This window comes from Acinetobacter genomosp. 33YU, from assembly GCF_001990725.1.
Taxonomy (GTDB): Bacteria; Pseudomonadota; Gammaproteobacteria; order Pseudomonadales; family Moraxellaceae; genus Acinetobacter; species Acinetobacter seifertii.
Genome location: NZ_LFZQ01000009.1, coordinates 444,391 through 466,866 on the forward strand (window position 1 = coordinate 444,391; position 22,476 = coordinate 466,866).

24 protein-coding genes are annotated in these 22,476 nt (G+C 41.3%); 13 read left to right on the forward strand and 11 right to left on the reverse strand.

Annotation, left to right across the window (positions count from 1 at the left end; all coding sequences use genetic code 11):
• Positions 1-5: 5 nt before the first annotated feature.
• The 3 genes from AC056_RS12455 to AC056_RS12465 all read right to left on the reverse strand — a co-directional run bounded on the left by AC056_RS12455 (position 6) and on the right by AC056_RS12465 (position 3,116).
• Positions 6-1,271, reverse strand: coding sequence for a replication-associated recombination protein A (locus AC056_RS12455; RefSeq protein ID WP_004704731.1), 1,266 nt, complete (start codon positions 1,269-1,271; stop codon positions 6-8).
• Between the two features lie 105 nt (positions 1,272-1,376).
• Entirely contained in the window at positions 1,377-2,546 is a 1,170-nt protein-coding gene (locus tag AC056_RS12460; RefSeq protein WP_139344656.1) for a PQQ-dependent sugar dehydrogenase, read from the reverse strand.
• Between the two features lie 111 nt (positions 2,547-2,657).
• A complete protein-coding gene (locus AC056_RS12465) occupies positions 2,658-3,116 on the reverse strand; it encodes a YcgN family cysteine cluster protein (protein ID WP_077163768.1) in 459 nt (152 codons plus the stop codon).
• 193 nt (positions 3,117-3,309) lie between these two features.
• Here AC056_RS12465 and AC056_RS12470 point away from each other — a divergent pair, with 193 nt between their 5' ends.
• The 8 genes from AC056_RS12470 (at position 3,310) to ahr (ending at position 8,595) form a co-directional block, all read left to right on the forward strand.
• Positions 3,310-3,468 carry a DUF1328 domain-containing protein gene (locus tag AC056_RS12470; protein WP_002053759.1) on the forward strand — a complete coding sequence of 53 codons (159 nt, stop codon included), beginning with the start codon at positions 3,310-3,312 and terminating at the stop codon, positions 3,466-3,468.
• Positions 3,469-3,639: 171 nt separating this feature from the next.
• Complete coding sequence (locus AC056_RS12475) at positions 3,640-4,377, forward strand: dienelactone hydrolase family protein (protein ID WP_077163769.1); 738 nt, start codon at positions 3,640-3,642, stop codon at positions 4,375-4,377.
• A 182-nt stretch (positions 4,378-4,559) separates the two neighbouring features.
• Entirely contained in the window at positions 4,560-4,922 is a 363-nt protein-coding gene (locus AC056_RS12480; RefSeq protein ID WP_039253978.1) for an HIT family protein, read from the forward strand.
• A 141-nt stretch (positions 4,923-5,063) separates the two neighbouring features.
• Entirely contained in the window at positions 5,064-6,098 is a 1,035-nt protein-coding gene (gene mutY / locus AC056_RS12485) for an A/G-specific adenine glycosylase (protein ID WP_077163770.1), read from the forward strand.
• A 47-nt stretch (positions 6,099-6,145) separates the two neighbouring features.
• A complete protein-coding gene (locus AC056_RS12490) occupies positions 6,146-6,682 on the forward strand; it encodes a M23 family metallopeptidase (protein ID WP_077163771.1) in 537 nt (178 codons plus the stop codon).
• Between the two features lie 9 nt (positions 6,683-6,691).
• The gene (locus AC056_RS12495) at positions 6,692-6,937 is read left to right on the forward strand and encodes a hypothetical protein (protein WP_001287364.1); all 246 of its coding nucleotides are present in this window, start codon (positions 6,692-6,694) and stop codon (positions 6,935-6,937) included.
• Positions 6,938-6,967: 30 nt separating this feature from the next.
• Positions 6,968-7,528: a DNA-3-methyladenine glycosylase I gene (locus tag AC056_RS12500; protein ID WP_039253975.1), complete on the forward strand. Its 561-nt coding sequence runs from the start codon at positions 6,968-6,970 to the stop codon at positions 7,526-7,528.
• Positions 7,529-7,566: 38 nt separating this feature from the next.
• Entirely contained in the window at positions 7,567-8,595 is a 1,029-nt protein-coding gene (gene ahr / locus AC056_RS12505; RefSeq protein WP_019458609.1) for an NADPH-dependent aldehyde reductase Ahr, read from the forward strand.
• A gap of 2 nt (positions 8,596-8,597) precedes the next feature.
• Here ahr and AC056_RS12510 read toward each other — a convergent pair whose 3' ends face one another.
• Positions 8,598-10,022, reverse strand: a complete 1,425-nt coding sequence (locus AC056_RS12510) for a PLP-dependent aminotransferase family protein (protein WP_077163772.1) — start codon at positions 10,020-10,022, stop codon at positions 8,598-8,600.
• A gap of 90 nt (positions 10,023-10,112) precedes the next feature.
• Between AC056_RS12510 and AC056_RS12520 the strand changes: the two genes are divergently transcribed.
• Positions 10,113-10,487, forward strand: coding sequence for a hypothetical protein (locus AC056_RS12520; RefSeq protein ID WP_039253969.1), 375 nt, complete (start codon positions 10,113-10,115; stop codon positions 10,485-10,487).
• Here AC056_RS12520 and AC056_RS12525 read toward each other — a convergent pair.
• Positions 10,471-11,373: a LysR family transcriptional regulator gene (locus AC056_RS12525; protein WP_077163774.1), complete on the reverse strand. Its 903-nt coding sequence runs from the start codon at positions 11,371-11,373 to the stop codon at positions 10,471-10,473. The genes AC056_RS12520 and AC056_RS12525 overlap by 17 nt on opposite strands.
• A gap of 120 nt (positions 11,374-11,493) precedes the next feature.
• Here AC056_RS12525 and dkgB point away from each other — a divergent pair, with 120 nt between their 5' ends.
• Entirely contained in the window at positions 11,494-12,297 is an 804-nt protein-coding gene (gene dkgB / locus AC056_RS12530) for a 2,5-didehydrogluconate reductase DkgB (RefSeq protein ID WP_077163775.1), read from the forward strand.
• 4 nt (positions 12,298-12,301) lie between these two features.
• Positions 12,302-13,492, forward strand: a complete 1,191-nt coding sequence (locus tag AC056_RS12535) for an MFS transporter (RefSeq protein WP_049066747.1) — start codon at positions 12,302-12,304, stop codon at positions 13,490-13,492.
• A 41-nt stretch (positions 13,493-13,533) separates the two neighbouring features.
• Here the strand turns inward: AC056_RS12535 and AC056_RS12540 are convergent, their stop codons facing one another.
• Together AC056_RS12540 and dapB are read right to left on the reverse strand one after the other, a co-directional pair.
• Positions 13,534-14,187, reverse strand: coding sequence for an START domain-containing protein (locus AC056_RS12540; RefSeq protein WP_004704705.1), 654 nt, complete (start codon positions 14,185-14,187; stop codon positions 13,534-13,536).
• Positions 14,188-14,238: 51 nt separating this feature from the next.
• Entirely contained in the window at positions 14,239-15,060 is an 822-nt protein-coding gene (dapB, locus tag AC056_RS12545) for a 4-hydroxy-tetrahydrodipicolinate reductase (protein WP_077163776.1), read from the reverse strand.
• A 184-nt stretch (positions 15,061-15,244) separates the two neighbouring features.
• Between dapB and AC056_RS12550 the strand changes: the two genes are divergently transcribed.
• Positions 15,245-15,601 (forward strand): hypothetical protein, encoded by a 357-nt coding sequence (locus AC056_RS12550; RefSeq protein WP_077163777.1) that lies wholly within the window; start codon positions 15,245-15,247, stop codon positions 15,599-15,601.
• Positions 15,602-15,715: 114 nt separating this feature from the next.
• Here the strand turns inward: AC056_RS12550 and dnaJ are convergent, their stop codons facing one another.
• The 4 genes from dnaJ to AC056_RS12570 all read right to left on the reverse strand — a co-directional run bounded on the left by dnaJ (position 15,716) and on the right by AC056_RS12570 (position 21,677).
• Positions 15,716-16,828 (reverse strand): molecular chaperone DnaJ, encoded by a 1,113-nt coding sequence (gene dnaJ / locus AC056_RS12555; RefSeq protein ID WP_004704700.1) that lies wholly within the window; start codon positions 16,826-16,828, stop codon positions 15,716-15,718.
• A 104-nt stretch (positions 16,829-16,932) separates the two neighbouring features.
• Positions 16,933-17,310 (reverse strand): hypothetical protein, encoded by a 378-nt coding sequence (locus AC056_RS12560; protein ID WP_004704698.1) that lies wholly within the window; start codon positions 17,308-17,310, stop codon positions 16,933-16,935.
• Positions 17,311-17,448: 138 nt separating this feature from the next.
• The gene (locus tag AC056_RS12565; RefSeq protein WP_077163778.1) at positions 17,449-20,574 is read right to left on the reverse strand and encodes an efflux RND transporter permease subunit; all 3,126 of its coding nucleotides are present in this window, start codon (positions 20,572-20,574) and stop codon (positions 17,449-17,451) included.
• Positions 20,571-21,677: an efflux RND transporter periplasmic adaptor subunit gene (locus tag AC056_RS12570; RefSeq protein ID WP_039253951.1), complete on the reverse strand. Its 1,107-nt coding sequence runs from the start codon at positions 21,675-21,677 to the stop codon at positions 20,571-20,573. The genes AC056_RS12565 and AC056_RS12570 overlap by 4 nt, the downstream gene beginning before the upstream one ends.
• 149 nt (positions 21,678-21,826) lie before the next feature.
• Between AC056_RS12570 and AC056_RS12575 the strand changes: the two genes are divergently transcribed.
• Positions 21,827-22,450, forward strand: a complete 624-nt coding sequence (locus AC056_RS12575; protein WP_039254035.1) for a TetR/AcrR family transcriptional regulator — start codon at positions 21,827-21,829, stop codon at positions 22,448-22,450.
• Positions 22,451-22,476 lie beyond the last annotated feature (26 nt).

Consider the following 22,476-nt stretch of genomic DNA (forward strand, 5'->3'; position numbering starts at 1 on the left):
TAAAACTATTGTTCCTGCTGCCATCTGCGTTGCTGTAAGCGTTCGCCTTCAACCTCACGCTTATTTCTCGCGGACTCGTAGAGTTTGGTTCCCTTCAACTCAGGTGGCAAATAGTCTTGCAACACAAAGTGCTCTGGGTAATCATGAGGATAGAGATAATTGATGCCATAACCTTGCTGTTTCATTAGCTTGGTTGGTGCATTTCTCAAGTGTAAAGGCACTGGTAAATTTGCCGTTTTCTCGGCAAGTTCCAATGCTTTGTTAATTGCTAAATAAGTACTATTACTTTTTGCACTTGTTGCTAAATAAACCGCGGTTTGGCCCAAAATAATTCGACCTTCAGGCATACCCACTGCTTGAACAGAGCGGAAACATTCACCTGCAAGCAAAAGCGCATTTGGATTCGAGTTTCCAATGTCTTCTGAGGCTGCAATCAACATACGTCTTGCAATAAAAACTGGATCTTCCCCGCCTTTAAGCATACGAGCCATCCAGTACAGAGCTGCATCTGGATCACTACCACGAATCGATTTAATAAATGCAGAAACGAGGTCGTAATGCTGCTCACCCGATTTGTCATAACGTGCAATGTTTTGCTGGGCAACTTTTACCACCACAGCATTGGTAATGGTATTTTCAATTTCTGGCTCAAAAGTACTCGCAATTAAGTCTAGTAAATTAAGCGCTTTACGGGCATCGCCTGCTGCAAACTGCAAAAGGGCATCGTACTCTTCAATATGAATGTAACGTTCTTTTAAGAATTTATCTGCTTGGAGAGCATTGTTGAGTAGCGTCTGAATTGCTTCGCTGTCTAAACTGTTTAAGGTATAGACCTGACAACGTGATAAAAGTGCACTATTGACTTCAAAAGACGGATTTTCTGTGGTCGCACCTATTAAGGTAATTTTTCCTTTTTCTACAGCCCCTAGTAATGCATCTTGCTGTGATTTATTAAAGCGATGAATTTCATCAATAAAAACCACAGGTGTTAGTAAGTCACCACTTTCTGCAATTACTTCACGTAATTCTTTTACGCCCGTATTCAGAGCAGACAAACTCACAAATGGGCGGTCTATTGCTTGCGCCAAAAGCAAAGCAATTGTTGTTTTACCAACGCCTGGCGGTCCCCAAAAAATAATAGAAGGTAAATGCCCCTGATCAATCATTTGACGCAGTGGTGCGTGTTCACCTAACAAATGATCTTGCCCAATAATTTCAGACAAATCTCTCGGGCGCAGGCGTTCAGGAAGTGGAATATGGGTGTCTGACATCTCAAATAGCTTTATCGTCTTTTCACTATAGTCTATTGCGTCTCACAGAAATCTACAATTTGAATCTATGAGACACGTTCTTTATTTACAGACTAACTCGTAGCATTAAGATGGTTTATTACTGAGTTTCAGCAAACGTGCATCTGGGCCATCTTCAATTACCCAAATTGAACCGTCTTGTGCTTCATGTAAACCACGAATACGTTGCTTCATCTCTAATCTTTGTATTTCTTTTACAGGTTTATGCTCTAAATCTACAACCACAATCGCTTTGGAAGATAACCCACTAATTAAGGCTTTATTTTGCCATGCAGGAAATTGTTGGCCTCGATAAATGATTAGGCTCGACGGTGAAATGACAGGTGTCCAATCAATCTCAGGTGCTTTAAATTCAGGGCGAGTATGGTGGTCTGGAATAGGCTCACCCGAGTAGTGGTCACCATTTGAAACGATTGGGTAACCATAATTTTCACCTTTGGTAATAATATTAAGCTCATCACCACCTTTAGGCCCCATTTCAACTACCCAGAGTTGTCCTTTGCGGTCAAAAGCCATACCTAAGGGGTTACGGTGTCCAAGTGACCATATTTCCGCAGTAACCCCACCTTGTTTATAAAAAGGATTACCTACGGCTGCTGAACCATCCTCATTTAAACGCAAGACTTTGCCCAAATTACTCTTCATGTCTTGGGCAGGGTCAAACTTTTGGCGCTCACCTGAACTGACCCAAAGCTTACCATCTGCATCAAAGAGCATACGATGTCCATAATGGCCTTGTCCTGAGACTTTAGGCACCTGCTGCCAAATCTGTTTCACCTCTATAAGTTTTGGCTGATTAGGGTTAAATAAGTCTAATTTCGCACGTGAAATCACTGCACCAGATCCACCTTGCCCTTTAGCTGCATAACTGAGATATATCCAATGATTTTTGGCAAAGTCAGGATGTAAAACAACATCGCCTAAACCACCCTGCCCGCCATAGTTCACCGCTGGAACACCTTGAACATCTAACATTTGTTTATTTTGGGGGTTAAAAAGTTTTAACTTACCTTGTCGCTCAGTGACTAATAAACGATGGTCTGGCAAACTGGTAATCGCCCAAGGTTCATTAAAATGTGCGACTGTCTCGACCTGATAAATTTGTTTGGCAGCACTAGTTTGCTCTGTTTTTGCAGTTGTATTTTGTTCAGGATTTTTTGAGTTGGTATTGTTAGAACCACAAGCCATTAATAAGAAAAAGCTACTACATAATAAGGGGACTGCTAGTCGTTTCATCATTTTTATCTCCTTCGCTTTTATTTTTATATAACGGAGATGGTTAAAAACTTTACGATTAAAATGTTACTTTATTATACGCTGTAATTAAAAATGTCCATTGGGAGCGTATTAACGCACCCACCGTACCACATAATCTTCAAGATCATCTTCATGTACATCAGTTTCAGGAATACAACGCCCTGCAACAGATTTTTTTGCCTTAACTACGCTTTGTCTCGTACCCGTATTTAAATAATGCCAAGAAGGTAAATTTTTACCCTCATTCAAACGTTTATAGGCACAACTTGAAGGTAACCAATGAATTGTTTTTAAGCTTTCTGGCGTCAACTGTAAACAGTCAGGCACTTGCTGCTGACGATTTGAATAGTCTGAGCAACGCCCTGTACCACAATCAAGCAATTTACACGCTACCTTGGTGTAAGCAACCTCATGAGTATCTTCATCTTCTAGCTTGACCAAGCAACATAAACCACACCCATCGCACAAAGCTTCCCACTCAGCCTTAGTAAGCTGCTCTAGCGTGTAATTTTTCCAAAATAATGGGCGAAGTGAGGTCTCGGTAGACATAGGTTTTAACGGCTGTATACATAAAGCAAAGTCAGATTATAGCATTGAAGGCACTGTGCTTAAGGAAAGAAACTGTATTTTTAGCATCACAAAATGATTGTTTAATATACATTTCAACCACATAAACGACACATTCCGTGCAAAAAAGCCACTATATAGTAAAAACACAATGAAAAATAAGGAGGACAACATTATGTTCCGTTGGGCAATAATTTTTGCAGTGATTGCACTCATTGCCAGTCTATTAGGGTTTGGTGGTGTTGCAGGGTTATCTAAAGACTTTGCCGTGATTTTATTGGTTGTGGCTGTAATTCTCGCAGTTATTGGTTTTATTTCGCGAGGCCGAACCTAATTCAATCATGACTACATAAAAAGAAGGAACTTGTTTCCTTCTTTTTTATTGCCTAAATGTTTCTATCTTTTTCTTTTGAGGTAGATTTTTACATAGTTATTCATATGACTTTTATTTTTTTATGCTTTAATCAAGCGTGTTTAAACCAAGTTTAATTTCAGGATTAATGTCATGAGTACAGCAATTAAAACCCGTGAAATTCAATATACTGCACCAGACGGCAGCCATTTAATTGGTTATTTTGCAGCTCCAGAAAGTGAAACACCTGTACCCGGTATTATTATTGGTCCTGAATGGTGGGGCCGTAATGAATATACTGAACAACGCGCACGTGAACTTGCTGAACACGGCTATGCGGCTCTTGCGATTGACATGTATGGCGATAAAAAAGTCACATCAACCGCAGCTCAAGCATATGAATGGATGATGCAAACATTTGAAGAGTTAGACACGGTGACTGATCGTGCAAATGCAGCACTTCAGACACTTGCTGCACAACCAGAAGTAAATAGTGAAAAACTGGCTGCAATTGGCTTTTGCTATGGTGGTAAAGTTGTATTAGACCTTGCGCGCTCAGGTGCACCACTTAAAGCAGTTGTGACATTCCATGCTACATTAGCACCGAAAGCACCTGCTCAAAAAGGCAACATTCAAGGTGAGATTTTAGTTCTACATGGTGAACAAGACACCATGGTCACCTTAGAAGATGTTGCTAATTTTGAAAAAGAGATGCAAGCTGCTGAAGTTAAACATGAGGTAGTGGTTTTAAAAGGTGCTAAACATGGCTTTAGTAACCCGCTTGCAGATGAAAAAGCGAAAGCGAATGGTGTAGACCTTGGCTACGACAGCGAAGCGGAGAAACAAGGCCTTGCTAAAATGTACGCTTTGTTAGAACGTACTTTAAAATAAAAGAAGCAAATTTGGAGCAAATGTTTTTTGCATTTGCTCCCTTAAATGTTTATGACTTTGCAATATTTTTACTGTATTTTTTAAACCATACTTCAATAACTATACTCCCGTTGAGCTAGAGCAAAGCCTAGTCTTATTTCCCGCACTCGGGGTTTAATGGAATAACATGAGAGGATACAACAATGGCTGACAAGAAATGTCCGTATTGCGAATTTGATGAATATGACATCATTGATAAGAATGAATTTGCTGTAATTTTACCTGACCCAAATCCGTTGTCTAAAGGCCACTGTGTCGTAACTCCATTACGTCACGTCAACTCGTTCTTTGATATTACCTCTAAAGAACATCAAGGCTTACTTACACTTCTTGAAATTGCCCGCCACGAAACCCAGCTTCGTCATCAGCCTGCCGGTTTTCATATCGGCTTTAATGATGGTGAAGTGTTTGGTCAAAGCTCTGACCATTTCCACATTCATGTCATTCCATACTACAAAAACCAACCGTTGAAACTTGATCAACGTTGGGGCGTAAAAGAGGATTAATCCTTTTTATGCTTGAAGCAGAGACCACTTATTTTCAAGTGATCTCTGTTTTAACAGGCTCATTTTGATTGCCTGCTTTAAACAAAACTTCTCTCCAATTTCAGCTATAATTTAGCCCTTACTTTTCTTCTATAGCTGTTCATGCCTGAATTTTCTTTTTCTGATGCCCTCTTAAACTGGTTCGATCAACATGGTCGTCACGATTTGCCTTGGCAAGTTGCAGATGATCCATACAAGGTTTGGGTTTCTGAAATTATGCTACAGCAGACTCAGGTGAAAACGGTTCTGCAATATTTTGACCGCTTCATGGAGCGCTTTCCAACGGTAGAAGCTTTAGGTCATGCAACTTGGGATGATGTCGCTCCTTATTGGGCTGGCCTTGGCTATTACGCTCGTGCTCGCAATTTGCATAAAGCCGCTGGCCTTGTAGCACAACAAGGTAAATTTCCTGAAACCCTAGAAGAATGGATTGCTCTACCCGGCATTGGACGCTCTACAGCAGGCGCACTTATGTCTTTAGGTTTGCGTCAGTACGGTGTGATTATGGATGGCAACGTGAAGCGTGTTTTAGCGCGTTTCTTCGCTATTGAAGATGACTTAAGTAAGCCGCAGCATGAACGTGAAATGTGGAAACTCGCTGAAGAGCTTTGCCCTACGCATCGTAATCATGACTATACTCAAGCCATAATGGACTTAGGTGCAACTATCTGTACGCCTAAAAAACCGCTGTGTTTATATTGCCCAATGCAAACTCATTGTCAGGCCTACCAACAAGGTTTAGAACAAGAACTACCTTTTAAAAAACCCAAAAAAACTCCACCTGTTAAAACGGCAGACGTTCTTATTATTCAGTGTGAAGATGAATGGTTCTGGCAACAGCGCCAAGCCCATGGTCTATGGGGTGGTTTATTCTGTTTACCTATTTTAGAAAATGAACATGAACGACTGAGCATAAGCCAGCAATTTAAATTACAGCCTCAAGCACAAACTTTTCAGATTAGTCATAGCTTCACTCATTTCACATGGCTACTTAATGCTCACACGTTCCACGTGGAACCTGATCAAAAAGAACATCTGGCGATTGAACTTGAAGGCCAATGGTTGACTCCAGAACAAGCAATTTCCAAAGGTGTACCAACTGCAATGAAAAAATTGATCTCGACTAGCCGTTCATGACATAGTGGTCAAAATAATTTTGATATAACTATGACAGGGAGTATTTCGTGCGACGTTTTGTTTCTCATCTCTCACTTGGTTTTCTCATTATTCTATTGGCAGCTTGTGCCAGTGCACCTAAAAAACCTACACCACTTTCCCCCACTCAAGTCAGTAAGCTCAAAAGTATGCAGCTTCCAAATCGACTACCTGTACCTGTAAAAGGTGTCGATCGAGATGAACTAAAAGACACGTGGGGAGCGGCTCGTAGTCAAGGCCGTAGCCATGAAGGAATTGATATTTTGGCTCCACGTGGAACCAAAGTGTATAGCACAACCGAAGGACTCGTTGCTGATCTTCGTAATAATAACCTCGGCGGCAAAGTCATCTGGATTTTAGGTCCAGCAGGAACATGGCATTATTATGCTCATCTTGACGGTCATAAACGTGGCCTAAATGTAGGTGACTATGTCAAAAAGGGCGATTTAATTGGATATGTCGGCAACACGGGCAATGCACGTTATACTTCACCTCATCTCCACTATGGTCTTTATCTAGATGGTAAAGGACGTGGTGCCGTTAACCCTTATTCATATTTACGCTAGGAACATTTTATGTCGGAAGCGCTGATCAATCGCTTAGTAGAGTTTGCCGAGTCGGGCAACCAGCAAAAGATCATTTTAAATGGCAATAGCTATCAAGGCTGGATCATGGAAATCAGCGATGATGCCCTGCTAATCAGTACCGGTTTTTCAGATAAAGTAGGCAAAGACTTTTGGCTAAAGTTTGAAGACTTAACTCAAGCTGAACTGTATTATTGGGATACTCGCCCAAATGAATGGGTGTTATTTAAACTTTAAAATTCTAAGATAAATATAAGGAGCATTATCATGAAAACTCAACGTTGCGGATGGTGTTCCGACGATCCCCTATATATTGCCTATCATGATGAAGAATGGGGTAAGCCAGAACACGACGAAGCACGGTTATTTGAAATGCTTTGCCTCGAAGGTCAGCAAGCTGGCTTATCATGGATTACCGTACTAAAAAAAAGAGAAAGCTACCGTCAACACTTTTTTAATCATCCAATTGAAGATATTGCTTCATTTACTGATGACTTTTTAGAATTAAAATTATCCGATGCAGGCTTAATTCGTCACTTGGGTAAACTCAAAGCCATTCGTGATAATGCGATTGCTTGGCAAGCGCTCAAAGCACAAGTTGGTGATGTACCGACATGGCTTTGGCAGTTTGTAGATGCAGCTCCACAAAACAATGATGTTGCAGACTACCGTCAGGCTCCTGCACAGACTGAACTCAGTGTAAAACTTTCCAAGACCCTTAAAAAGAATGGTTTTAAATTTGTCGGTCCAACCACTTGCTATGCGTTTATGCAGGCTGTAGGTATGGTCGATGATCATGAAAACGATTGTCAATTTAAAGCTTCATAACCCACCAGAACGGTTCAAATCCGCTTAAGGAGTTTCCGATGAGCAACAATACGATTCAGGCCTATGCTGCAATGCAAGCAGGTGAAAAACTGGTTCCTTACCAATTTGACGCAGGTGAATTACAACCGCATCAGGTTGAAGTAAAAGTTGAATACTGTGGTTTATGTCATTCTGATATTTCAGTTCTGAATAATGAATGGCGCTCGACTGTCTACCCTGTGGTTGCAGGTCATGAAATTATTGGAAGAATTGTAGCTTTAGGTTCAGAAGCCAAAGGTCTACAAATCGGGCAACGTGTTGGTATCGGCTGGACAGCTGAAAGTTGCCAATCGTGTGATGAATGTATTGGTGGTCAGCAAGTACTTTGTACGGGCAAAAATGTTGCAACAATCGTCGGGCATGCTGGTGGTTTTGCCGATAAAGTTCGTGCTGGCTGGCAATGGGCTATTCCCCTCCCTGAAGATTTAGACCCAGAAAGTGCAGGTCCTCTACTTTGTGGCGGAATTACCGTGTTTGATCCACTCCTCAAACACAAGATTCAGGCAACCCATCATGTGGGTGTGATTGGCATTGGCGGTTTAGGTCATATGGCGATTAAGCTCCTTAAAGGTTGGGGGTGTGAAATCACGGCATTTAGTTCTAACCCAGACAAAACAGAAGAGCTTAAAGCAATGGGAGCCGACCATGTCGTCAATAGCCGCGATACCAACGCAGTAAAAGCTCAAAAAGGTAAATTCGATTTATTGCTGAGTACCGTGAATGTGACTCTAAATTGGTCTGCTTTTATTGCAACACTGGCACCAAACGGAACCTTACATTTCTTAGGTCTTACGCTTGAGCCTGTTCCTGTTTCTGTTGGCTCTCTTATTGGTGGTGCTAAGTCAGTAACTGGTTCACCTACAGGCTCACCTGCTGCACTACGTCAGCTTTTAAAGTTTGCTGCACGCAAAAAAATTGCGCCTCAAATTGAGCTGTTTCCAATGTCACAGCTCAATGAAGCAATTGAACGTCTACACTCAGGTCAAGCACGTTACCGAATTGTACTTAAAGCAGACTTCGCAGAATAAACCTAACTTACGGTTTTCATCTGTTGTCGTGACCAGTTCGCCAAGTGTTTAATCGCTTGGCGGACATCTACTGTTAACTCATGACCTGCATTTAATCGAATAAAATGCCGATAGCGTTCATCCTCACCAAAAACATGCCCGGGAACTACGGTAATTCCGTGAGATTTTGCAGTGTAATAGAGCGCCAAACTATCTACAGTTTTAGGTAACTGTATCCATAATGCATAGCCTCCTTCTGGTTGGCTCAATGCAATTGGAATACCTTCAAAAGCATTTAAAATACAACTACGATACTCCTCGACTTGCCTCATCAAATTCGGTCTTAACTGCTCTAAATGCTCCCTGTAACCACGACTATAAATAAAATCAGCTAGGCCTAATTGTAGCGGTGTATTAACCCCAATATTACTGGCTACCAGCTCAAGCCTTAAATGCTGTAGCTTCGCGCTTAAACAGAACCACCCTACGCGATATGCACTCGATAATGACTTAGAAACCGATCCACACCAAATTACATAGCCTTCACGGTCCCAATATCGAATGGGTAATGGTCGCTCACCACTGTAACCACACTCTCCATAAATATCGTCTTCAATAATAAAACACTGATACTTTGCTGCTAATTCGGCAATATTTTGTTTTTCTGCATTACTTAAACAGTATCCCAATGGGTTCTGATAGTTGGCTGTCATTAAGCAAACTTTAGCTAAACCCTGCTTCATAAATGATTGTAAGCGCTCAAGATCGATACCACGATGATGCGCTGGAATCTCAATAATCTGTCGTTTTAAACTGGCTATAAGCTGTAGTTGTCCATTAAAAGTAGGCGTCGGAATTAAAATACTATCGCCTACTTCTGTTAGATGTTGAATCACCAAAGATAAAGCAGGCATGCAGCCATTGGTAATAAAAATATCTTCTGCCGCGATAAAAATCCCATCTTCACGCCAATGATCAGATAGTGCTTTTCTTAACTGCTCATGACCCTGTTTATTACAATAAAGAAAATCTTGGGGCTGACAATTTTTTAAAGCGCGTTGAATAGAACGGCGTAAACCCTCAACAGGAATAAAGTGAGGTGTCAATTGAATCGAACCCAGTGGTACAAGATGACTTTGTAAGGCAGCTTCCTGAATTTGGTTATGCAACTCCAGATTGGAGACTTGTCGCGGCAAAGATAAAAAATCTGGACTATCTGGAATAGGACTAGATTGGGTACGAGCAACCACAAAATAACCTGACTTTGGCTTTACATAAATGAGTCCCCTCGCCTCAAGCAATTCATAGCAACTTTTTGCCGTACTTAAGCTAATGCTGTGCTGACGGGCAAAATCTCGTAACGAAATAAGCTTCTGATGCGGTTTCAGCTCATCTTGATAAATACGATGTGCTAATTGATTGGCAAGAACCTGATATTGAAAAGTCATTCTGTGCTGCTTTTTTAAAAATTTCTGTATCTGTACTGCTTTATAGAACACCTTTAGGCTATAGAAATCAACTCCAAGAGTAGTAAGATAATGAAATTAAAAACTATATTATTGTTTACCATTATTTTGACAGGTTGCCAGTCACAACCCAAAACTGAACAGCACAGACATACGGTTTGCCAGAGTTTAATTGAAGGTTATTTAAAAATGACCAACCAACAAGACTACAAACTAGAGCAGCGCACTGATGATAAAGCCAATACAATTTCTCATTATCAATACAAACGTAATAACTCAAACGAAGTTGTCATGGTAAATTCGGTTTATTCAAACTTATATTTTAGTTGTCGAGAACAGCAACAAAGCTATTTTCTGTCTCAACATTCATCACAAGGACAAACGACTCCTATTTTAGAAGTTCATTTTCCAAGTGATGCTTATGGTAAGTTTAGAGACAGGTTTTAAAACCATCTTTTAATTGATCTGCCAAAAACTCAATGAATAAACGGATTCGTTTTGGTAGATGCTCTTGTTGATAATACACAGCATGGATGCTTTGATATTGATGTTCTATTTGATCTTCAAATAACGCGGTCAATCGTCCCTCTTGAATATCTTTCCAAATTTCAAATTCAGATAGCCGTGCAATACCATGTCCTCTAACTGTAAGCTGACGCACAGTCTCACCACTTGAAGCTTTAATGTGTGCTTGTGCGAAAAAATATTCATCTCCGACTTTAATCGGCCAGTTATTAATATAATCAGGTCTGGTAAAACCAATCAAATCATGATGCTCAAGTTGTTCAGGTTGAGTCGGTGTACCTTTGATCGCCAAATATTCTGGACTTGCCACAATATATAAACGGCTCTTGCACACTAACTTGGCATGAAGACTCGAATCATTGAGTTCCCCAAATCGAAATGCCACATCGGTCTTATGTTGTAATAGATCAATCACCTGATCATTACTATTTATTTCGATTTCAATGTCGGGATAGCTCTTACGGAACTTATGCATTAATGGTGCAATCACGTGCAAAACAAACGGCGTTGCAGAATCAATACGAATCAGTCCCGCGGTACCCTGATCAGACTTTTGCAAATCTTCTTCGGCAGCATTCAGCTCATTTAAAATTTTACGAGCCTTGATAAGAAACTGCTGCCCTTCTTGTGTGAGTTTCAACTTACGTGTTGTTCGCTCTAATAAAGTCACGCCTAACTTTGCTTCTAAACGTGTAAGAGAACGACTCATTCCTGAAGGTGTTTGTTTTAAATGTTCTGCTGCGGCTACAAAGGAACCTGTATCAACAATTGTGATAAAGGCAACCAGTTCTTCAATTGTTGATTTCATGACTTATTCTATTATTGACTAATCATCAAAGATATTTTGCTTATTCATCTATTTTTTCGCAACAATAATCCAAGCAAAATGCACCTCAAGTTAAACAATTATTTAAATTTAGGTGAACACATGAATATCCCACGTTTTGGTTTAGGAACTTACCGCCTTAAAGAACAAGCGGTGATTGATTCTGTTAAAACAGCTTTAGAAGTAGGTTACCGTGTAATTGATACAGCTCAAATCTATGAAAATGAAGCTGCGATTGGACAAACCATTGCTGAAAGTGGTGTAGCGCGTCAGGACTTATTTCTAACCACAAAAATCTGGGTAGATAATTTTGCGCAAGATAAATTTATTCCGAGCTTAAAAGAGAGCTTACAAAAACTTCGTACTGACCATGTCGATCTTACTTTGATTCACTGGCCAGCACCAGATTTAGGAGTTTCTATTCCTGAAATTATGCAGCTTTTACTTGAAGCGAAACAACAAGGTCTTACAAAACAAATTGGTATTTCAAACTTCAATATTGAGCTTACTCAACAAGCCATTGACACAATCGGTGTAGAGCATATTGCGACAAATCAAATTGAGCTAAGTCCTTATCTTCAAAACCATAAACTTGTAAATTTCTTACAAGACAAGAACATAGATGTCACTTCCTACATGACACTGGCATATGGCAAAGTGCTTCAAGACCCTGTTTTAACTGAAATTTCAGCAGCGCATAAAGCAACGACAGCACAAATTGCATTGGCATGGGCATTGCAACGTGGTTTTGCAGTTATTCCATCTTCGACTAAACGTGAAAACCTGATTAGCAACTTAAAAGCACAGGATATCGAGTTAACTCCAGCTGAAATGCAAATGATTGCCGAACTTGATCGTAACAGTCGTGAAGTTAGCCCAGAGCCATGGGCACCAGTTTGGGACTAAACTCATGAACACTCAATCAAATACGGCGTTCTCGTTATTGGCATTGGCAATTGGTGCCTTTGCCATTGGCACCACGGAATTTTCTCCAATGGGATTACTTCCGAATATCGCTCATGATTTAGGTATTTCCATTCCAACAGCTGGAATGTTAATTACGGGTTATGCACTTGGCGTGATGTTAGGTGCTCCATTCATGACTCTATGGTTTGGTGGTTTTGCTAGACGTAATGCTCTGATTTTTCTGATGGCGATCTTTACGGTCGGGAACCTGCTTGCAGCATTTGCCCCAAGCTATATGAGTTTATTAGGTGCACGTCTCATTACTAGCCTTAACCACGGCGCCTTCTTTGGGATTGGTTCTGTTGTAGCAGCGAGTATTGTACCCGCGCACAAACAAGCCAGTGCTGTCGCCACCATGTTTATGGGTTTAACCATTGCTAATATTGGTGGTGTACCGTTGGCAACATGGGTTGGACAAAACATTGGCTGGCGTATGTCTTTCCTTGCAATCTCTTTGCTTGGTGTGATTACCATGCTCGCTTTATGGAAGGCACTGCCACAAGGTATGGTTGCCCAAAAACCAAATGTGAAAGCGGAGTTAAAAGTATTAACACGTACTCCTGTAGTACTGGCTCTACTCACCACAGTGCTTAGTGCGGGTGCAATGTTTACGCTATATACCTATATTGCGCCAAGTTTGACTGAGTTTACCCATGCTTCACCAACCTTCATTACGTTCATGTTGGTATTAATTGGTGTCGGTTTCTCAATTGGTAACCATTTAGGTGGTCGTTTTGCAGACTTGTCCATCAACAAAACTCTAATCGGTTTTTTCATTTTGTTGATTGTCATGATGGTGTCTTTCCCAGTGCTTGCACAAAGTCAGGCTGGAGCAGCCATTGCCTTAGTGATCTGGGGTGCGGCAACCTTTGCTTTAGTACCGCCATTACAAATGCGTGTAATGTCAGTTGCTCATGAAGCACCAGGACTTGCCTCCTCGGTAAATATCGGTGCGTTTAATCTAGGTAACGCAGTCGGTGCGGCAGCAGGTGCGGTAGTGCTCGATTTAGGTTTGGGTTATAACGCAGTATCATTTGCTGGTGCATTACTGGCTGGGTTAGGTTTGTTGTTAGTTTTATTTCAAATCAAACGCGAAAGCAGCTCTGCACAAAGTTTGCAGCAATGTTCAGACTAATAAAAAAAGCGCCTCATCTTAGGCGCTTTTTTTATCGCTTATTATTTTAAAATATCGGGCAATTTAGGTTGCTCATAAATCGGGTTCATTACTTCCCGCTTCATTTTAAGCAGCATCTGATATGGTTGCTGCTGAACAAACATATTTACAAAGCTTAAAGGAATTGAACCTGCTGGGTCAGCATAACCACTCGTGGTTACTTTAACTTTGTTATTCGCTAGTTTCTGGAATGTCCATTCACCTTCATAACGAGTTAAACGAACCACATCGGGCTGAATCGGATAATTACTATTAATCGCTGTGTTCTTAATCGTAATAGTGCCATTAGCGGCTTTACTCATTTTCCCTTTCACCACAACATCGCGGTCTTTTAGCGGAAAAGGAAAATCCAACACCATATATAACGTAAATTCGCCCTTCTTCTCATCCTGAGACAGCATTTCAACTTTACCCATATAAGGCACCCACTGCGCTGCGCGATTTACATCTAAAATCACCGCCACCGCACGTTCAATGGGTACATCAAATGTTGTTTCAGCTTTGTATTGAAAGACGGGGTTATCAGCCTTTTGATAGGTCCACACTTTAATATGATTACGGTCAAGGCTAAGTTTCGCCTTGTCTGTAGAGGCAGCCCCTGCATAGAGGCTGCTTAAGCAAAGAAGAGTGGTCAAAGCAATTTGTTTTTTATTCATGTTCTGCTCTATCTTGTTTTTCTCGCCACATGTAAGACGTGTACAGATGGCTTACACCTGTACGTCGTTCAACCCTAAAACATCTTTCATGTCATATTTACGTGCTTCACGACCTACAACCCATGCAGCAGCTCGTACTGCACCTGCAGCAAAGTTCATACGGTTCGTGGCTTTGTGAGTGACTTCAACACGCTCACCCTCACCAATAAACATAACAGTGTGTTCACCTACAATATCGCCACCACGGATGGTTTCAAAACCAATGGTTTGGCGGTCACGTGGCCCTGTATGCCCTTCACGACCATAAACAGCAACTTCTTTTAAGTTACGGCCTAAAGTATCAGCAATCGCTTCACCCATCATTAACGCTGTACCAGATGGTGCATCTACTTTATGACGGTGGTGAGCCTCAATCACTTCAATATCTACTGTATCGCCAAATACTTTTGCTGCAAGCTCAAGTAACTTGATTGATACATTTACACCAACAGAGTAGTTCGCCGCATATACTACAGGTGTATGTGTTGCCGTTTCATCAAGCTCAGCTTTTTGTTCATCGGACATTCCCGTTGTTCCAATCACTATAGCTACCCCAGCTTCACGACATAGCTTTAGATGCTCAGATGTTGCAGCAGGAGTCGAAAAGTCAATTACAACGTCACAATATTTAAGAACCTCTGCCAAGCTTCCTGTAAGCTTCACTCCAATTGAACCCACTCCTGCAAGTTCACCAGCATCAGCACCGATTAAAGTACTTTCTGGGCGTACAACAGCGGCTCCCAATTGATAACCTGCTTGTTGAACTGCTTGAATAAGTATACGACCCATACGGCCGCTTGCACCTAAAATACCAATGCGTGGAGCTGCTGACATAATCCTTCCCAATCTTGTGTTTTACGTAATTGGCTTACTATATCAAAACTCTTTGCTCACAATAAAAAGTAAAAAATATTTTTTAAGATGAACCGAAATTTAATCAGTTTTCACAAAAGTTAAAGAATTGATCTGCACACTACCGAGCCACGAATGAAAAAAAGATGACTATAAGGAGTTCAGCATGCATTCGAAAATTATGGGCTTAATAGCCGTTATGGGGATGATGAGTTCAATGGCATTTGCAGAGCCTGCAATCCAATCAGGGGACACACTAGAAAGCTTATCCAAAGCACGCATTACTACGAACGTAAATGCGAAAGCAGCGATACCTACAGCTCAAACAAGCATAGCAAGCAATACCACTGCTGAAGTCAAAGTTGAAGATATTGACCCAATCATTGAAGAAAAAACCGCCGATGTAGAAACAGTAAAAGTAGCTGTAAAACCAGTAACTCAAGCTGCTCTAGCAGCTCCAGTTGCATCAAACGAACTTATTGTAAGCGTTGACGACATCGATGTTGCCCACCCTACAGAGTAAGCAGACGTAATTTTCTTTTAAGCAGAATAACAATAATAAGATGAATCAGCGCAATAAAAAGGCGGATATTTTATCAATATCCGCCTTATTTTTAATTTACGATCTAATCAAGCATTAATCGAATAAACGATCAAAGAATGATTTTTTCTTTGGTGAAGAAGCACTGTCTTCACCATCGAAAGATGCTTGTAATTCTTTGAGTAATTCACGTTGACGAGACGTTAAGTTGACTGGTGTTTCTATGACGATACGGCAAAGTAAATCACCCACCATGCTGCTACGTACAGGGCGAACACCCTTGCCACGTAAACGGAATAATTTACCTGTTTGAGTTCCCTCAGGAATCTTCAAGCTAACGCGACCTTCTAAAGTCGGGATTTCAATTTCTTTACCAAGTGCAGCATCCGCAATGCTTACTGGTACGTCCATATATAAATCGGCACCATCACGTTGGAAAATTTCGTGTTCACGAACAACCACTTCAACGTATAAGTCACCCGCTTGACCATCACGGATCGCCTCGCCTTTACCACTTAAACGAACGCGGTCGCCATTATCTACACCGGCAGGAATAGTAACTTCTAATGTTTGCTGGCGATCAGCTACGCCTGAACCATGACATGCATGGCATGGGTTTTTAATAATTTTGCCTTGGCCACGACATGTGCCACAAGTTTGTTGTACAGAGAAGAAACCTTGCTGCATACGTACTTGTCCTGAACCATGACAAGTTTTACAGGTTTCTACATCTTTTGGATTTTGAGAGCCTTTACCATCACACACATCACATGGTGCCGGAGCAGTAAAGGTAATTGTTTTTTTAACCCCTTTTACAGCTTCCTCAAGGGTAAGTTCCATGACATAGCGTAAGTCTGAACCGCGACGTTGGCGTTGCTGACGTCCGCCGCCACCAAACGCTCCACCAAAGATATCACCGAACTGGCTGAAAATATCTTCTGCACTGAAACCGCCAAATCCACCACCAGCGCCACCAAAGCCGCCTTCAAATGCATTATGTCCCATACGGTCATACATGCTGCGCTTTTCGCTGTCGGATAAAATCTCATAAGCTTCAGAAGCTTCTTTAAACTTTTCTTCTGCTTCGGCATTGTCAGGGTTTCTGTCAGGATGATATTTCATCGCCAATTTACGATAGGCTTTTTTGATCTCATCATCACTTGCGGTTTTTGAAACGCCTAAAACCTCATAATAATCACGTTTAGCCATGTTTGGCGGTGCTCCTCACGGAAATTTTATCAATACTCTATTGCCGACTAAATGGGGGGCTTTAGCCGAATTTACAAGGGGAAAATGTTTAAAAAATAGATATATTAAAAAACTGCCTTATTTTTTAAATATTTAGACAAGCCTTTTAACCATGCATTTAATAAAAATAACCAAGCAATAGCGCTAAAAACAACACCAGCAACTGTTGATGCCGTTACCCAAAGATTGCTGTTCCATGCAAAAAAGAAGAGAGGAATAAACCAAACAACAGCAAAAACTGACATGAAGAGGAATAGAATACCATTGCGCATAATCCAGAGCGCATGGGCATGAATCCAAACTTCAGCATTATCCACAACAGCTACTTTACGAGCGACCAGATAAGCAAAGGCCGCGAAAATAACCGTAAACAATGCAAGAAACATGAACGCATAAGAAATTACAATATAACGGCGATGCTGTTCGATATGGTCTTGCCCCATCTGTATTTCACCTCAATTCGCTGCACTCTACCTATTTTTTATGCAGCGAAGTAATCCTGTATTTTTTGTGTAAAGACAGGTGCTACTATATTGGAGTTTTCAATATTTCGCACCTTTATTCACAAAAAATTATGTATTTTATGCGGTTTTTTTCACCTTAAACCACGCAGCATACAATGCAGGTAGGAAAAATAATGTCAGCATGGTCGCTACAATCAGTCCGCCCATAATTGCAACAGCCATTGGACCGAAGAAAATACTCCGCGAAAGTGGAATCATCGCTAACACAGCTGCTAAAGCTGTCAGAATAATTGGACGGAAACGGCGTACTGTTGCATCAATAATCGCTTCCCATGTTGGATGTCCAGCTTGCCTATCTTGTTCAATCTGATCAATCAAAATGAGCGAGTTACGCATAATCATACCGGACAAGGCAATGGTTCCTAGCATGGCCACAAAACCAAATGGTTTATTAAACAGAAGTAAGAACAGAACAACACCGATTAAACCTAATGGCGCAGTCAAGAACACAATCGTTGCCCGAGACAGACTCTTCAGCTGAATCATCAGTAATGTCATCACAACCGCTAAAAACAGTGGCATACCCGCATTAACTGAACTTTGCCCACGTGCCGACTCTTCGACAGTTCCACCCACTTCAATCAGATAACCACTTGGTAACTCAGCGCGTAACTTGTCCATTGATTCGGCTAACTCACCCACAACAGTCGCTGGCTGCAATTTAGTACGAATATCTGCACGCACAGTAATCGTTGGTAAGCGGTTACGATGCCAAATCAGGCCATCCTCAAACTTATATTCAATTTTCGCAATCTGGGCTAAAGGTACTGTCGTTCCATTGGCTGTTGGGACCGCTAAACTTGCCAGTGAAGCGACTTCAACACGCTCAGCTTGATCACCACGCAAACGGATTTCAATGAGTTCACGCTTTTCACGATACTGTTCAATCGCACTACCTGTAATTGAAGCGTTCAGGAAGTTCGCCAAATCCACACTAGAGACACCCATTTGTCGAGCACGGTCTTGATCAATCTGAATTGCAATAATCTTACTTGGCTCACCCCAGTCTAGATGCACATTGGTGGTATTCGGGTTTTCACTAATGACCTTAGCAACTTGCTGAGCCTCTTTACGTACTAAATTTAAATCTTCACCTGACACGCGATACTGCAATGGATAACCCACAGGCGGGCCATTTTCTAGTAATGACACTCGAGTACGGACTTGTGGAAGCAGCTGTTTAATTTGGGTTTCTAGCGAGCGACGAATTTCATCGCGGTCATCAAGTGAGGTCGCTAAAACCACAAATTGTGCAAAGCTCGCTTGTGGCAATTGCTGGTCTAACGGTAAATAAAAACGCGGTGAACCTGTGCCGACATAAGCCACATAGTTATCAATACCTTTTTGTTTAGACAGAAACTGTTCAACCTTTTTCACTGCTTGTTCTGTAGCGGTTAAAGAAGCGCCTTCTTCAAGTTTTAGATCGACTAAAATCTCGGTACGGTTTGAAGGTGGGAAAAATTGCTGAGGAACCATTTTAAACATCAGCACAGAGAGCACGAATATCCCGACTGTCGTTGCAATTACAGTTTTACGATAGGTCACGCAAAACTCGACCATTTTCCTAAAACGTAAATAGAAACTAGATTGATAAGGATCATAATGATGGTCCTGTGAAATCTCGATCGTTTGTGGTTGCGGTTTTTTCGTTAATCTTGCCCATAAACGAACATACCAAGGTGCTTGATGTCCTGTCTTAGTAAAATCAGGCAGTAGTTTTTCACCCAAATAAGGCACAAATAAAACTGCGGCAACCCAAGACACCAATAAGGCAATGGTCACTACCTGAAAGATCGAACGCGTGTATTCACCTGTACTAGACTGTGCCGTAGCAATAGGTAAAAAGCCCGCTGCCGTAATGAGTGTCCCTGTCAGCATTGGAAATGCTGTGGTTTTCCACGCAAATCCGGCGGCCTTAATTCGGCTATAGCCCTGCTCCATCTTAATTGCCATCATCTCGACCGCAATAATCGCGTCATCGACCAGTAAGCCTAAAGCCAAAATCAGAGCACCCAGAGAAATCTTATGTAGTCCGACATCGAATACATTCATGCCGGCAAAAGTCATTGCTAAAACCAAAGGAATGGAAAAAGCGACCACTAAACCTGTACGGAAACCTAAAGAGAAAAAGCTCACTAACAAAACAATAATGACTGCTTCAGCAAGTACTTTCACAAACTCATGAATACTGCGTTGCACAGCTACTGGTTGATCAGACACCTTCTGCAGTTTCATACCTAAAGGTAGAGTCTTTTGCAGTTGGGCAAATTCCGTTTCCAGATTTTTACCCAAGGCAATAATGTCACCGCCCTTACGCATTGATACGGCAAGGCCAATACCATTTTCACCCATAAAACGCATACGAGGTTGAGCCGGTTGACTAAAACCGCGGTAAACATCAGCGACATCACCAAGTTGAATGGTTTTGTTGCCTACCAATAAAGGCGTTTTCTTAATTTCATCAACGCTCTGTAAATGTCCACTTACACGAATTTGAATACGGTCTGTACCAGTTTCAAAGAAGCCAGCGCTTGCCATACTATTTTGCTTTTGTAAGGCTTCTTGAATTGCAGAAAGAGGAATACCGAGCTGAACTGCTTTAGTGTTTGAAATCTCAATCCAGATTTTTTGGTCTTGTAAGCCAACCAATTCGACTTTGCTAACGTCCTTGACACGTTGCAGCTGTAATTGCAAACGATCGGCATATTCTTTCAAAAGTGCATAGTCAAAGTCCTTGCCTGTCAGTACATAAATATTACCGAAAGTATCACCGAACTCATCATTGAAAAAAGGGCCTTGTACACCGCTTGGGAGTTCAGTGCGAATGTCATTGACCTTTTTACGAACGTTGTACCAAACATCAGGAATCTGTGCAGACTTCAATGAATCCTTGGCAAAGAAAGTAACCATAGACTCACCTGGGCGGGAGTAGGCCATAATCTTTTCATACTGCCCTGTCGTCATCAGCTCCTTTTCAATGCGGTCAGTTACCAACGTTGAAACTTCTTTGGCAGTCGCTCCAGGCCAGTAGGTTTTGACGACCATCACTTTAAAGGTAAAAGGCGGATCTTCACTTTGTGATAGTTTTGAATAAGAGATTGCACCGATAATGCCAAGCAACAGCATGAAATAAAGGACAATGCCTTTATTATTCAGTGCCCATTCCGAGAGATTGAATTTCATGGCTTCGTTGCCCCCTGAATTTTCACCGCACGGTTTTCACGGTCAATCGGATGAATCTTCTGCTTATCGCGTAGCAAATGAACCCCACCAATCACAACCCAATCATTTGGTGTTAAACCAGTTAACACGGGCACACTATCTCTGCCATATGCCCCAACTGTTACAGGTACTTTACGTAAAGTTTGGTTGGCATTGACTACCCATACATAAGCTTGATTATCTGTAGCTGAAACACTCGAAAGTGGAACACTCATGACATTAGTTTGAGTCGAGCTAAAAAATACACGTGCACTTTGTCCAAGCTGAATAGCAGATTGACCTTCTTTGAGTGCAACTTTCACTGTAAAGGTACGAGACTGATCAGCCGCAGGAGAAACTTCGCGTACATATCCGGCAAATTTTTCATTCGGTTTAGACCACAAAGTAATCCAAGCTGCTTGACCAACTTTAATCTCGGCAACTGCTTGTTCAGGTACACCAATGACCACTTCACGCTCACCATCAATCGCCAATTGATAGGCTGCTTGACCTGCTGAAACGACTTGTCCAATTTCAATATTACGCGCTGTAATCACCCCGTTTTTATTAGAAATGAGTTGGTTATAACCAGTTTGGTTTGCAGAAACTTCATAGTTAGAGCGGGCTTGTTGTAACGCTGCTTGAGCCGCGTCGTACTGATTTTTGACCGTATCAAATTGTGAACGGCTTACTGCATTAACAGGTAATAATTGTTGAAAACGTTTAAGTTCATCTGATGCTGTTTTCGCTGCTGCCTGTGCATTTTGTAATTGAGCTTTGGCAGCATTTAATTGTAGCTGGGCATCTGCTACATCGAGCTTTGCTAATACTTGCCCAACTTTAACTCGGTCGCCAACATCGACATAGCGAGCCGTAACTTGTCCACCCACCCGAAATGCCAAGGCAGTTTGTTGTCGAGCCTGTACATCTCCTGCATAGCTTTTTAATTCGTTTAGTGTGGTCGAAGGCTGCGTCACCATCACATAGGGTATTTCTTCTGTTTTGGGAGCCTCTTTACTACACCCCATTAATGTGACCGTGCAAACAATCACCATACTCATGATGAGAGGTTTTAACAGATTCATATCTTATCGCTCTTATTCAAACTGATTTTTTAAGGCACAATATGCTTGCATCATAGTTTGTTTGTTTTTTAATTAATATACCCATGGGTACATTAATTAAAGAAAAACTTATAAATATCTATTTTTTTAAACTTTTATTAGAGGGTTTTGTGCAAACAGTTAATCAAAGTGGTCGTCCTAAAGATCTGGAAAAGCGTGCTCGTATCCTACAAGCCGCTAAAGCTATTTTTTTAAAATCTGGTTATCACGGTACCAGCATGAACCAGATTGCACAGGAAGCCGGAGTTACTAAACTTACGGTTTATAACCACTTTCAAGACAAAGCAAACCTGTTTATCTGCGCGATTACCGAAACTTGCGAAGAGACTCTAGGCACTAAACCATTTGAATTAGATGCATCGGCAGATTTTTATCAAACACTGTATATGGTGTGTTCACGTGCCTTACAAATTATTTATTCACCTGAAGCATTAAAGCTTGAACATGTGTTATTTGAACTCGCAGCAGAACAAAGCCCTTTAGCTGAACAATTTTTCACGGCATCCCATACCCGACTTCAAAATCTGCTAGCCGCGTTCTTCCAAAAAGCAGCTGAGCTAGGTTTTATTCAGGCCGATGATCCCGTTTATCAAACAGAGCTTCTTTTAACGTTGTTGCTTGGTGTACGTCACCATAAAGTTCTACTTAGGATTATTGCTGTACCGAATGCGCAAGAGCTAGACCAGATTATTCAAGATGCAATTCATTTATTCCTGCTCAAATATCGGAATTAAACCAAAGTCCGATTGCCAAAAGTTGC

Excerpts from the sequence above, each read along its gene's own strand:
- AC056_RS12455 (WP_004704731.1), bottom strand. The coding sequence starts at position 1,271 with ATGTCAGACACCCATATTCCACTTCCTGAACGCCTGCGCCCGAGAGAT.
- AC056_RS12460 (WP_139344656.1), bottom strand. The coding sequence starts at position 2,546 with ATGAAACGACTAGCAGTCCCCTTATTATGTAGTAGCTTTTTCTTATTA.
- AC056_RS12465 (WP_077163768.1), bottom strand. The coding sequence starts at position 3,116 with ATGTCTACCGAGACCTCACTTCGCCCATTATTTTGGAAAAATTACACG.
- AC056_RS12470 (WP_002053759.1), top strand. The coding sequence starts at position 3,310 with ATGTTCCGTTGGGCAATAATTTTTGCAGTGATTGCACTCATTGCCAGT.
- AC056_RS12475 (WP_077163769.1), top strand. The coding sequence starts at position 3,640 with ATGAGTACAGCAATTAAAACCCGTGAAATTCAATATACTGCACCAGAC.
- AC056_RS12480 (WP_039253978.1), top strand. The coding sequence starts at position 4,560 with ATGGCTGACAAGAAATGTCCGTATTGCGAATTTGATGAATATGACATC.
- mutY (WP_077163770.1), top strand. The coding sequence starts at position 5,064 with ATGCCTGAATTTTCTTTTTCTGATGCCCTCTTAAACTGGTTCGATCAA.
- AC056_RS12495 (WP_001287364.1), top strand. The coding sequence starts at position 6,692 with ATGTCGGAAGCGCTGATCAATCGCTTAGTAGAGTTTGCCGAGTCGGGC.
- AC056_RS12500 (WP_039253975.1), top strand. The coding sequence starts at position 6,968 with ATGAAAACTCAACGTTGCGGATGGTGTTCCGACGATCCCCTATATATT.
- ahr (WP_019458609.1), top strand. The coding sequence starts at position 7,567 with ATGAGCAACAATACGATTCAGGCCTATGCTGCAATGCAAGCAGGTGAA.
- AC056_RS12510 (WP_077163772.1), bottom strand. The coding sequence starts at position 10,022 with ATGACTTTTCAATATCAGGTTCTTGCCAATCAATTAGCACATCGTATT.
- AC056_RS12520 (WP_039253969.1), top strand. The coding sequence starts at position 10,113 with ATGAAATTAAAAACTATATTATTGTTTACCATTATTTTGACAGGTTGC.
- AC056_RS12525 (WP_077163774.1), bottom strand. The coding sequence starts at position 11,373 with ATGAAATCAACAATTGAAGAACTGGTTGCCTTTATCACAATTGTTGAT.
- dkgB (WP_077163775.1), top strand. The coding sequence starts at position 11,494 with ATGAATATCCCACGTTTTGGTTTAGGAACTTACCGCCTTAAAGAACAA.
- AC056_RS12535 (WP_049066747.1), top strand. The coding sequence starts at position 12,302 with ATGAACACTCAATCAAATACGGCGTTCTCGTTATTGGCATTGGCAATT.
- AC056_RS12540 (WP_004704705.1), bottom strand. The coding sequence starts at position 14,187 with ATGAATAAAAAACAAATTGCTTTGACCACTCTTCTTTGCTTAAGCAGC.
- dapB (WP_077163776.1), bottom strand. The coding sequence starts at position 15,060 with ATGTCAGCAGCTCCACGCATTGGTATTTTAGGTGCAAGCGGCCGTATG.
- AC056_RS12550 (WP_077163777.1), top strand. The coding sequence starts at position 15,245 with ATGCATTCGAAAATTATGGGCTTAATAGCCGTTATGGGGATGATGAGT.
- dnaJ (WP_004704700.1), bottom strand. The coding sequence starts at position 16,828 with ATGGCTAAACGTGATTATTATGAGGTTTTAGGCGTTTCAAAAACCGCA.
- AC056_RS12560 (WP_004704698.1), bottom strand. The coding sequence starts at position 17,310 with ATGGGGCAAGACCATATCGAACAGCATCGCCGTTATATTGTAATTTCT.
- AC056_RS12565 (WP_077163778.1), bottom strand. The coding sequence starts at position 20,574 with ATGAAATTCAATCTCTCGGAATGGGCACTGAATAATAAAGGCATTGTC.
- AC056_RS12570 (WP_039253951.1), bottom strand. The coding sequence starts at position 21,677 with ATGAATCTGTTAAAACCTCTCATCATGAGTATGGTGATTGTTTGCACG.